This window comes from Brenneria alni (assembly GCF_003666245.1).
GTDB lineage: Bacteria > Pseudomonadota > Gammaproteobacteria > Enterobacterales > Enterobacteriaceae > Brenneria > Brenneria alni.
The window spans coordinates 58,958-70,959 of the sequence record NZ_MJLZ01000019.1; the positions used below are offsets into that span (position 1 = coordinate 58,958).

A 12,002-nucleotide genomic window follows, 5' to 3' on the forward strand; every position below is an offset into this window, starting at 1 on the left:
GTCTACACTCCCTGACACATCTTCCATATTTCCTTCATTTTTGTCCGGTACTAACTGTTTAAACTAGTATGATAAAGCGCATCGTTTCAAGGACTCGTGCCGTTCCCCGCGCAATATGGAGAAATTAACCGATTACCATGAATGCCAAACGCCTCACATGTCTGTTGATATTTGTTGCCGCCGTCGCCATTGCCCTGCTGCTCTGGCGTCATTTCACTCAACCACCCGCGACTGCCGGCCAGAGCGTAAATCAGGCTGCTCCGCAGTCACGCGCCGGTAATGGAAACGGTCGTCGTGCCGCCATGAATATATTGCCACCCGTTCAGGCCGCACGGACGCAATCAGCGTCGGTGCCCTACTATCTGTCCGGGCTTGGCACCGTCATGGCCGCTAATACCGTGACCCTCCGCAGCCGGGTGAACGGTGAACTGATGGCCCTGCATTTTCAGGAAGGGCAACAGGTCAACTCGGGCGACCTGCTGGCGGAGATTGATCCACGGCCTTATCAGGTAGAACTGACGCAGGCGCAGGGGCAGTTGGCAAAAGATCAGGCGATACTCGCCAACGCCCGGCAGGATTTAGCCCGCTATCAGCAATTGGTGAAAACCAATCTGATCTCGCGTCAGGAGCTGGATGCGCAGCAGGGGTTGGTTCGCCAGTCGGAAGGCAGCATAAAAGCGGATGAAGGGGCGGTTGCCAGCGCCGAACTACAGTTGGCCTATAGCAAAATTACCGCCCCCATCAGCGGAAGAGTGGGCTTAAAACAGGTTGATGTGGGGAATTACATCACCAGCAGCGATACTAACGGTATCGTGGTTATCACCCAGACACATCCGATCGATGTCGTTTTTACCGTACCGGAAGGTGAGATCGCCACCATTCTTAAGGCCCAAAAATCCGATCAGTCGCCGATAGTTGAAGCATGGGATCGCGCCAATCAGCAGAAACTGTCGCAGGGCAGCCTGCTCAGTATGGATAACCAGATCGACGCCACCACCGGCACCATTAAACTTAAAGCTCGCTTTGAAAATAGCGACGACGCCCTGTTCCCCAATCAATTTGTTAACATCCGTATGAAGGTTGATACGCTGCAGAATGCGGTCGTCGCCCCCGCTGCCGCAGTACAAATGGGAAATGAGAGCCGCTTTGTCTGGATACTGAATGATAAACATGAGGTCAGTAAACGCCAGGTCACCACCGGTATTCAGTACGGTCAGCAAATCGTGATTACTGCGGGCCTGAGCGCCGATGTACTGGTCGTCACCGACGGCATCGACCGCCTGACCGAAGGCGCCAAAGTTGAAGTACTGCCCTCTGCCGCGACGGAGAAAACACCGGTCATCACCGGGGAGAAGCCCTGATGCAGGATACCGTTCCAGCTAGTGGCGGCGGGCCATCACGGCTTTTCATACTGCGTCCGGTGGCGACCACCCTGTTAATGGTCGCCATCTTGCTGGCGGGTATCATTGGCTACCGCGCCCTGCCGGTTTCAGCGTTACCGGAGGTTGACTACCCCACCATTCAGGTTGTCACGCTCTATCCCGGCGCCAGCCCCGAAGTAATTACCTCGGCCATTACCGCCCCGCTGGAACGCCAGTTCGGACAGATGTCCGGGCTGAAACAGATGTCAGCCCAAAGCTCCGGCGGCGCATCGGTCATTACGCTGCAATTTCAGCTTGAACTGTCACTGGATATTGCGGAACAAGACGTACAGGCGGCAATCAACGCCGCCGCCAACCTGCTGCCCGGCGATCTGCCCTATCCACCAACCTACAGTAAAGTTAACCCGGCTGATCCGCCGATTATGACGCTGGCCGTCACCTCCAGCGCCATGCCGATGACGCAGGTTCAGGACATGGTCGATAACCGTATCGCGCAGAAAATCTCGCAGGTGGCGGGCGTCGGCCTGGTTTCGCTGGCAGGCGGACAGCGCCCGGCGGTTCGGGTAAAACTGAATGCCCCGGCGCTGGCGGCTTACGAACTGACCAGCGAAGCCGTCCGTACCGCCATTACCGCAGCCAACGTCAATTCCGCCAAAGGGAGCCTTGACGGCCCCACCCGATCGGTGACGCTGTCTGCCAACGATCAAATGAAATCCGTTGAGGATTATCGTCAATTGATCGTCGCCTGGCGTAATGACGCCCCGGTGCGCCTGCGTGATGTCGCCACGATTGAACAGGCGGCGGAAAACACCCATCTGGCTGCCTGGGCCAATCGTCAGCAGGCCATTATCATCAACGTTCAGCGCCAGCCGGGCGCCAACGTGATTACCACCACCGACAGCATCCGCCAGATGTTGCCCGGCTTAACCGCCAGCCTGCCTAAATCGGTTGAGGTCTCCACCCTGACCGACCGGACCAATAGCATTCGAGCATCGGTAAAAGACGTGCAGTTTGAATTGCTGCTGGCTATCGCGCTGGTGGTGATGGTGATTTACCTGTTTCTGCGTAATGCCGTCGCTACGCTTATCCCCAGCATTGCGGTGCCGCTTTCACTGATTGGTACATTTGCCGTCATGTATTTGCTCGGCTTCTCCATCAATAACCTGACGCTGATGGCGCTCACCATCGCCACCGGGTTTGTGGTAGATGACGCCATCGTGGTGATTGAAAATATCTCCCGCTATATCGAAAAAGGCGAGAAACCGCTCAATGCCGCGCTGAAAGGCGCCGGTGAAATCGGTTTCACCATCATTTCGCTGACCTTTTCATTGATTGCGGTGCTTATCCCCCTGCTATTTATGGGGGACATCATTGGCCGGTTGTTCCGTGAATTCGCCATCACGCTGGCCGTCGCCATTCTGATTTCCGCCGTGGTGTCGCTCACGCTCACGCCGATGATGTGCGCCCGTCTCCTTAGTCATCAGTCATTACGCAAGCAAAACCGTTTTACCCACGCCAGCGAGCGCTTTTTTACCCGTGTGGTTGATGGTTACGCTATCTGGTTGCGTAAGGTGCTGAACCACCCGTGGCTAACGCTGGGCGTGGCTTTAGGCACGCTATTGCTGACCATTCTGCTGTATTTGTGGATACCCAAAGGATTCTTCCCGGTTCAGGACAACAGCATTATTCAGGGAACGGTGCAAGCGCCGCAGTCAGTATCATTCAGTAACATGGCGGATCGCCAGCAGCAGGTGACGTCCATCATTATGAAAGATCCGTCGGTACAGAGCGTGTCCTCTTTTGTTGGCGTTGACGGCACCAATGGCGCGCTCAACAGCGGGCGATTGCAAATCAACCTGAAACCGCTCAGTGAACGCAGCGAACGTATTCCTGAAATCATTACCCGGCTGCAACAACAAACCGCGCAGATCCCCGGCATACAGCTTTATTTGCAACCGGTACAGGATCTCACGATTGATACCCAGATCAGCCGGACGCAATATCAGTTCACGTTACAGGCTATGTCGCTGGATGAACTGAGTGTGTGGGTGCCTCAATTAATGAGTGAGCTACAGAAGCTGCCGCAACTGGAGGATGTCAGCAGTGACTGGCAGGACAAAGCCGCCGTCGCTTATGTGAAGGTCAACCGTGACAGCGCCAGCCGTCTGGGTATCAGCATGTCGGAGGTGGATAGCGCGCTTTATAACGCTTTTGGTCAGCGCCTGATCTCCACCATCTATACTCAGTCCAGCCAGTACCGAGTGGTGCTCGAACACGATACCAGCAACAACAACGGTCTGGATGCATTGAACGATGTGCGTTTAATCAGCAGCGACGGCGGAACCATTCCGCTGAACAGTATCGCCACCATTGAGGAGCGTCTGGGGCCGCTGGCAATCAATCATCTCGATCAATTCCCCTCGACCACCCTCTCTTTTAATGTCGCCAGCGGGTATTCGCTGGGTGAAGCGGTAGACGCCATCACGCAGGCAGAACAGCAAATGAACCTGCCTGCCGATATCACCACCCGTTTTCAGGGCAGTACACTGGCCTTCCAGTCGGCGCTGGGCAGCACGGTATGGCTGATTGTGGCTGCGGTAGTCGCAATGTACATCGTCCTCGGCGTACTGTATGAAAGTTTCATTCATCCGGTGACCATCCTCTCGACCCTGCCGACGGCGGGGGTAGGTGCGTTGCTGGCGCTGATGATGGCGGGCAACGAACTGGATGTGATTGCCATTATCGGCATCATTTTACTGATCGGCATTGTGAAGAAAAATGCCATCATGATGATCGACTTCGCGCTGGCCGCCGAACGCGAACAGGGCATGGCGCCGTATGACGCCATTTACCAGGCCTGTTTGTTACGTTTCCGTCCGATTCTGATGACCACCCTGGCGGCGTTGCTCAGTGCGCTGCCGCTGATGTTGAGCACCGGCGTCGGCGCCGAATTACGCCAGCCTTTAGGCATTTGTATGGTCGGCGGTCTGATCATGAGCCAGATATTAACCCTGTTTACCACCCCGGTGATTTATCTGCTGTTTGATCGGCTGGCGCAACGTGTCCGTCGCGCCCCGCGTCAGGAGGAAGAAACCGAGTGAAGTTCTTCGCCCTGTTCATCCATCGGCCTGTTGCCACCATCCTGCTGACCGTGGCGATTGCCCTCTGTGGCGCAATGGGGTTTCGGCTGCTGCCGGTTTCCCCCTTGCCGCAGGTGGACTTTCCGGTGATATCGGTCAGCGCCTCGCTGTCCGGCGCTTCGCCGGAAACTATGGCATCATCGGTTGCCACCCCGCTGGAAAGGGCGTTAGGCCGGATCGCCGGCGTCAGTGAAATGACCTCGACGAGTTCGTTGGGCAGTACGCGCATTATTCTGATGTTTAATCTCGACAGAGATATCAACGGCGCGGCACGAGATGTTCAGGCAGCCATTAATGCCGCGCAGAATCTGCTGCCGTCCGGTATGTCCAGCCGTCCGACTTATCGAAAAATGAACCCTTCCGATGCCCCGATCATGATCCTGACGCTGACATCGGATACTTACAACCAGGGGCAACTGTATGACTATGCCTCCACCCGGCTGGCGCAGAAAATTTCCCAGATGACCGGCGTGGGTGATGTCTCCATCGGGGGTAGCTCGCTGCCTGCCGTGCGCGTGGCTCTGAATCCGCAAGCGCTGTTTAATCAGGGGATCGCACTGGATGAAGTGCGCCAGACCATCAGCCAGGCTAACGTTCTCCAACCGTTAGGCAATATTGAAAACCTCCGGCAGCGCTGGCAGATAGAAACCAACGATGAACTGAAAACGGCCAGCACTTATGAACCGTTGATTATTCGCTATAACAACGGCGCTGCCGTGCGACTGAGTGACGTTGCCACGGTGGAAGATTCGGTACAAAACTCGCGCAATGCCGGAATGGCCAATGCCAAACCCGCCGTTCTGGTGGTTATAAGCCGTGCGCCCGGCGCCAATATTATCACCACCGTGGACAGTGTCCGCGCCGCATTGCCAGAGCTTCGCGCCAGCCTGCCCGCTGAAATTCAGCTTGATATCGCACAGGATCGCTCACCCACCATCCGCGCCTCGCTGGCTGAAGTGGAACAATCGCTGGTAATTGCCGTCGCGCTGGTGATTCTGGTGGTTTTCCTGTTTCTCCGCTCAGGGCGGGCCACCTTAATCCCTGCGGTGGCCGTGCCGGTTTCGCTTATCGGCACCTTTGCCGCCATGTATCTGTGCGGCTTCAGCCTGAACAATCTGTCCCTGATGGCGCTGACCATTGCCACCGGTTTCGTGGTGGATGACGCCATCGTGGTGCTGGAAAATATTTCACGTCATATTGAAGCGGGCATGAAGCCGATGCAGGCATCGCTACAAGGGGTGCGCGAAGTCGGTTTCACCGTGCTGTCGATGAGCATTTCGCTGGTGGCGGTGTTTATCCCGCTGCTGCTGATGGATGGCCTGGAGGGAAGGCTGCTACGTGAATTTGCCGTTACCCTGTCGGTGGCGATTATTATCTCACTGCTGATTTCGCTCACCCTGACGCCCATGATGTGCGCCCGGTTATTGCGCGCCGCCCCGAGGCACAGCCAGCCGCGTTTGCGTGGTTTTGGCCGCGTCTTGCTGGCAATGCAACAAGGTTACGGGCGTTCGCTTAATTGGGTACTCAACCACGCCCGTTGGGTGCTGTTGCTGTTGATGGGAACCATCGTCCTCAATGTCTGGCTGTATATCAGCATCCCGAAAACCTTTTTCCCGGAGCAGGATACCGGCAGGCTGATGGGGTTTATTCAGGCTGACCAAAGTATTTCATTTCAGTCCATGAAACTGAAACTACAGAATTTCATGACCATCGTTCACAGCGATCCGGCGGTGGACAACGTCACCGGGTTTACTGGCGGTTCACGCACCAACAGCGGTTCCATGTTCATTTCACTCAAACCGCTGTCGGAGCGTGATGTCAGCGCCCAACAGGTGATCGGTCGCTTACGCGCCAAGCTGTCGAAAGAGCCTGGGGCAAACCTGTTTTTAATGCCGGTGCAAGACATACGCATCGGCGGGCGTGAAGCCAATGCCAGTTATCAGTACACCCTGTTGTCAGACGATCTCAATGAGCTGCGCATCTGGGAACCTAAAATTCGTGACGCGTTGAGCAAACTGCCCGAACTGGCTGACGTCAACTCCGATCAGCAGGATAAAGGCGCGGAGATGGCGCTGACCTACGATCGCGACGCTATGGCCCGGCTGGGGATCGATGTCGCCGGCGCCAACGCGTTATTGAACAATGCCTTTGGTCAACGACAGATTTCAACCATTTACCAGCCGTTAAACCAATATAAGGTGGTAATGGAAGTGGACGCCGCCTATACGCAGGATGTTAGTTCGCTGGAGAAAATGTTTGTCATCAACAGCGAGGGTAAACCCATTCCGTTAGCCTACTTTGCCCAATGGCAACCCATTAACGCGCCCCTGTCGGTTAACCATCAGGGGTTGTCTGCCGCATCAACCATCTCCTTTAACCTGCCGGAAGGATCTACGCTGTCCGACGCCACGGCGGTTATCGAAAGAACCATGACATCACTGGGCGTGCCATCCACGGTACGCGGCCAGTTCTCCGGCACGGCTCAGGCTTTCGAGCAGTCACAAGCGTCGCAGTTGGTGCTGATTCTGGCCGCCATTATTGCGGTTTATATCGTGCTGGGTGTGCTGTACGAAAGCTACGTGCATCCGTTGACCATCCTTTCCACGCTGCCCTCTGCCGGTGTGGGCGCGTTACTGGCGCTGGAGTGGTTTGGGGCGCCGTTCAGCCTGATTGCGCTGATCGGCATTATGCTGTTAATTGGTATTGTTAAAAAGAATGCCATTATGATGGTGGATTTCGCGCTGGTGGCGCAGCGTACCGGCGAACTTAGCGCCAGAGACGCCATATTTCAGGCCAGCCTGCTGCGTTTTCGTCCGATTATGATGACCACGCTGGCCGCGCTATTTAGCGCGGTGCCACTGGTAATCTCCAGCGGAGATGGCGCGGAGCTGCGTCAGCCGCTCGGCATCACCATCGTCGGCGGGCTGGTCATGAGTCAGCTTCTTACTCTTTATACCACACCGGTGGTGTATCTGTTTTTCGATCGTCTGCGGAATAGGCGGCGTACCGCGCCGGTACGGAAAGTCTCACTGTCGTGACGGATCCAACGTCTGCCACTTTCTAAGCGTTGCATCCAAAACATATTGGTTTCACAAAAGAAACATGTCATATCGGGGGAAAATTTCGTGCGCGAAAAACGCAATATTTTTCTGCTAGCACTCCAAATGCGCCCGACCAAGGGCGGCTCAATCGCCGTCGCCCTCGGAACCCTGGCTTTTGGCGGGAAATTATGCCGCTGCGCGGTGCCTTCGGGAAAAGCACAATTTACGTCATGGGGGCCAACTTATATATTCATTGATTGCCATCCGCCATCAGGAGCATCCTAAATAATGGTGACTCGGCCCGCTTCCGTTCGCTGGCAATTGTGGATTGTCGCCTTTGGCTTTTTTATGCAAACGCTGGACACCACCATTGTAAATACCGCGCTGCCCTCTATGGCCGCCAGCCTGAACGAAAACCCGCTGCATATGCACTCGGTGATTGTTTCCTACGTGCTGACCGTCGCCATCATGCTGCCCGCCAGCGGCTGGCTGGCGGATCGTATCGGCGTCAAAAATATCTTCTTCACCGCTATAGTGCTGTTCACTTTGGGATCATTGCTGTGCGCCCGTTCAGAAACCCTGAATACGCTATTGATCTCACGGGTTGTGCAGGGAATTGGCGGGGCGATGATGGTGCCGGTCGGGCGTCTGACGGTGATGAAAATTGTGCCGCGCGATCAGTACATGGCCGCCATGACATTCGTTACTTTACCCGGACAGATTGGTCCTTTAATAGGGCCAGCGCTTGGCGGCTTTCTGGTCGAATACGCCAGTTGGCACTGGATTTTCCTGATCAATCTGCCGGTCGGCATCGCGGGCGCGGTGGCAACCTGGCTGTTAATGCCAAACTACACCATGCAAACCCAGCGCTTTGATATGCGTGGTTTTTTGTGGCTTGCCGTGGCTATGGCCACCCTGACGCTGGCGTTAGACGGCCACAACAATCTCGGTATCCCGCTCATTGTTATTTTCATCCTGATCGCCGTCGGGCTGATTTCCCTGCTGAGTTACTGGCTACATGCCCGAAATAACAACCGGGCGCTGTTTAATCTGCGCCTGTTTAATACCCAAACCTTTTCCGTCGGATTAATCGGGGGTTTTCTGGCACGTATCGGCAGTGGAATGCTGCCTTTTATGACCCCGCTATTTTTGCAATTAGGTATGGGGTTCTCGCCTTTTCATGCCGGGATGATGATGATCCCCATGGTATTGGGCAGTATGGGGATCAAGCGGGTGGTGGTGCAGATTGTTAACCGCTTTGGCTACCGTCTGGTGCTGATTGCCTCAACGTTGCTGCTGGCGCTCGTCGTCCTGTTATTTGCACTGGTGGCGGTGATGAACTGGATCTGGCTGATACCCGTGGTGCTGTTTTTCCTCGGTACGATCAACGCTATCCGTTTCTCGGCCATGAATACCCTGACGCTCAAAGACCTGCCGGATCCCCTTGCCAGCGGCGGCAATAGCCTGCTGTCAATGTCGATGCAGTTATCCATGAGTCTGGGCGTCAGTATTTCGGGAATGTTGCTGGGTATGTTTTCGCAGCGGTATCTGGCGATGGGGCCAGCCGAAACGCATAACGTGTTCCTCTATACCTACCTCAGCATGGCGGTAATTATCGCGTTGCCCGCTTTCATCTTTAACCGTGTTCCTCCAGATACCGTTAAACAGTTGACGCTTTCCCGGCGGTCGTGAGGTTGCTATGAAATTTGGGATTACCGCTAAATTATTCCTCGCCATTTTCGCCACCTGTATGCTGGTGCTGATTACCATGCATTGGGGAGTACGCGTCAGTTTCGAGCGCGGATTTATCGACTACATCAAGCGCGGCAACGAACAGCGGGTAGAACAACTGCGTGACGCGCTGGCGGAGCAATATCAGCAACATGGCGACTGGTCGTTCTTGCGTAACAACGGTCGTCTGGTGTTTAAAATGCTGCACTCAATGGATCAGAACAATGACGACAGCACGAACAATGCGATGCAGGGATGGCGCGTCCGCCTCTGGGTGCTGGATGCCAACAAAAATATCCTGTTCGGCCCCCCGCAGTCACTCCCGGCAGAAGGCATGCAGCAGGCGATTACAGTGCAAAACCAGACTGTCGGCTGGGTTGTCGCCTCCCCCGCCGAACGCCTGACCCGCAATGCCGATATCAATTTTGATCGGCAACAACAGCGAACCAGTTGGTTTATCGTCGCGCTGTCTACCCTGCTGGCGATCCTTGCCACCTGGCTGACATCCCGTGGCCTGCTGGCACCGGTTAAACGCCTGGTCAGCGGCATACACCGTCTGGCAGCAGGTGATTTCAGCGCCCGCGTCACCGCCACGACGCATGATGAACTGGGCCGGCTGGCGCAGGATTTTAACCAGCTCGCCAGCGCATTGGAAAAAAATGAGCAGTCACGCCGCGCCTTTATGGCGGATGTTTCCCATGAGCTGCGCACACCGCTGGCAGTGTTACGCGGCGAGCTGGAAGCCCTACAGGACGGCGTGCGTCAACCTGACGCCGGTTCACTGCTTTCGTTACAGGCGGAAGTGACGACCTTAACCAAACTGGTGGATGATCTTCACCAATTGGCTTTATCCGATCGGGGAGCACTGGTCTACCGCAAAAGCGCGGTGGATGCAGTACAACTGTTGCACATCGCCATTGCGGCCTTTAATGAACGCTACCAGAAAAAGCACATTACGCTGATGACGGACTTCCCTGTACAGGCCAGTGTGTTCGGCGACCCGGATCGTTTACTCCAGTTGTTTAACAACCTGCTGGAAAACAGCCTGCGTTACACGGACGAACAAGGAAAACTGGAAATACGCGCCGCCCCCCGCCAGAAACGCCTGATGATAACCTGGCAGGACAGCGCACCGGGTGTGACCGATGAGCAGCTAACGCTGATATTTGAACGTTTTTACCGGGCGGAAAGCTCGCGCAACCGCGCCAGCGGCGGTTCAGGGCTGGGGCTGGCCATCTGTAACAATATCGTTGAGGCGCATGGCGGACGGCTGTATGCTGAACATTCTCCTTTGGGGGGGCTGCTGATTACCGTTGAGCTTCCCTTGCATTCGCCAGAATAGAGTAATGATGACGACTGAATCCGCTTTGCCAGTATTGATCGTTGAAGATGAACCCAAATTGGGGCAATTGCTGGTTGACTATCTACAGGCGGCGGATTACCAGACACACTGGATAACCAACGGAAATGAGGTCATTCACTGGGTTCAGCACCACCCTACGGCGTTGATCCTGCTGGATCTGATGCTGCCGGGCACCGACGGCCTGACGCTATGCCGCACTATCCGCCAGTTTTCCAACGTGCCCATCATTATGGTTACCGCCCGCAGCGAAGAAATTGATCGCCTGCTGGGGCTGGAAATCGGCGCTGATGATTATATCTGCAAGCCATTCAGCCCACGGGAAGTGGTAGTGCGGGTGCGAACCCTGCTGCGCCGCTGCGGCTGGCAGACGGATGCGCAAAAGCCGACAGATAAAGCCGCGCTGCTCATTGATAAAAACAGTTTTCAGGCCAGCTATCTGGGGCAAAACCTCGATCTGACCCCAGCGGAACTCCGGCTGCTCAAAACCCTGTCTACCGAGCCGGGTAAGGTATTTTCCCGTGAAGCGCTGCTGGATAAACTTTACGATGACTACCGGGTGGTGACCGATCGCACCATCGACAGCCACATCAAAAACCTGCGCCGTAAGCTGGAGCAGTTTGATGAGGACACTTCATTTATTCGTACCGTTTACGGAATCGGGTATCGATGGGAGGCCGACCCCGGCGAACTGGTGTAAACCCTGGCTGTTGAATAAGGCTACCCCGCTTATTGCGCAGGCATTGAATGATAACGAAAAACTAACCTGTGAATTCCTGTTTTACAGAACGTCACAATCCGGTGGCAACGAACTCTATTTTAAAATGGTGTTGAGAGATGCGATTGTCACAAGTATACAATTTCATTATCCGAATTCATTAACACATAATGAGGTTCAACCCCACGAAAGTGTCTCTTTCAAATTTGCATCTATAGAGTGGGAACATGTAGTAGCAAGAACCAGCTCCTACATTTTATGGGAAGCAGTAAAATATTAACATTTAACCGTGAAATATTCTAAATACTGTCAATACCATTTAGAATATTTCACATATAAAAAAATCACAATAAATACCCATGCAACGGTAAGATAGAAACCATAGTTTGGGAAAAAACTAACAAAAAAAATGCCACCTAAAACGATGACGACAATAGGTACAAGATAAAAAAAAGACTGGCCCAGCCATTCAATAATCCATTTCATTTTTTTAAAACCTGATTTAACAAATAAACAACATCTTCTTCATTATAAGAACCGGAATTGGTCATATATATGATTTTTGACATTTCAGGTTCAATTAAAAAATACAATAATTCTATTTTTTCATTATATAACTCCCAATAATAC

General features: G+C 54.2%; 6 protein-coding genes and 1 pseudogene. All 7 read left to right on the plus strand.

What is annotated here, in order from left to right:
- The first annotated feature begins 137 nt into the window (after window positions 1-137).
- Entirely contained in the window at window positions 138-1,361 is a 1,224-nt protein-coding gene (locus tag BIY29_RS10275; protein ID WP_121575031.1) for an MdtA/MuxA family multidrug efflux RND transporter periplasmic adaptor subunit, read from the plus strand.
- Window positions 1,361-4,483, plus strand: coding sequence for an MdtB/MuxB family multidrug efflux RND transporter permease subunit (locus tag BIY29_RS10280; protein ID WP_121575032.1), 3,123 nt, complete (start codon window positions 1,361-1,363; stop codon window positions 4,481-4,483). The genes BIY29_RS10275 and BIY29_RS10280 overlap by 1 nt, the downstream gene beginning before the upstream one ends.
- Window positions 4,480-7,560, plus strand: coding sequence for a multidrug efflux RND transporter permease subunit MdtC (gene mdtC / locus BIY29_RS10285; RefSeq protein ID WP_121575033.1), 3,081 nt, complete (start codon window positions 4,480-4,482; stop codon window positions 7,558-7,560). Before BIY29_RS10280 ends, mdtC begins: the two co-directional genes overlap by 4 nt.
- A gap of 291 nt (window positions 7,561-7,851) precedes the next feature.
- Window positions 7,852-9,255: a multidrug transporter subunit MdtD gene (mdtD, locus tag BIY29_RS10290; RefSeq protein ID WP_205680325.1), complete on the plus strand. Its 1,404-nt coding sequence runs from the start codon at window positions 7,852-7,854 to the stop codon at window positions 9,253-9,255.
- A gap of 7 nt (window positions 9,256-9,262) precedes the next feature.
- Window positions 9,263-10,636 (plus strand): envelope stress sensor histidine kinase BaeS, encoded by a 1,374-nt coding sequence (baeS, locus tag BIY29_RS10295; RefSeq protein WP_121575034.1) that lies wholly within the window; start codon window positions 9,263-9,265, stop codon window positions 10,634-10,636.
- A gap of 7 nt (window positions 10,637-10,643) precedes the next feature.
- Window positions 10,644-11,354: an envelope stress response regulator BaeR gene (baeR, locus tag BIY29_RS10300; protein ID WP_121575042.1), complete on the plus strand. Its 711-nt coding sequence runs from the start codon at window positions 10,644-10,646 to the stop codon at window positions 11,352-11,354.
- Between the two features lie 10 nt (window positions 11,355-11,364).
- A pseudogene (gene tssD / locus BIY29_RS10305) lies at window positions 11,365-11,652 on the plus strand (type VI secretion system tube protein TssD); the annotation flags it as partial.
- Window positions 11,653-12,002: the final 350 nt, after the last annotated feature.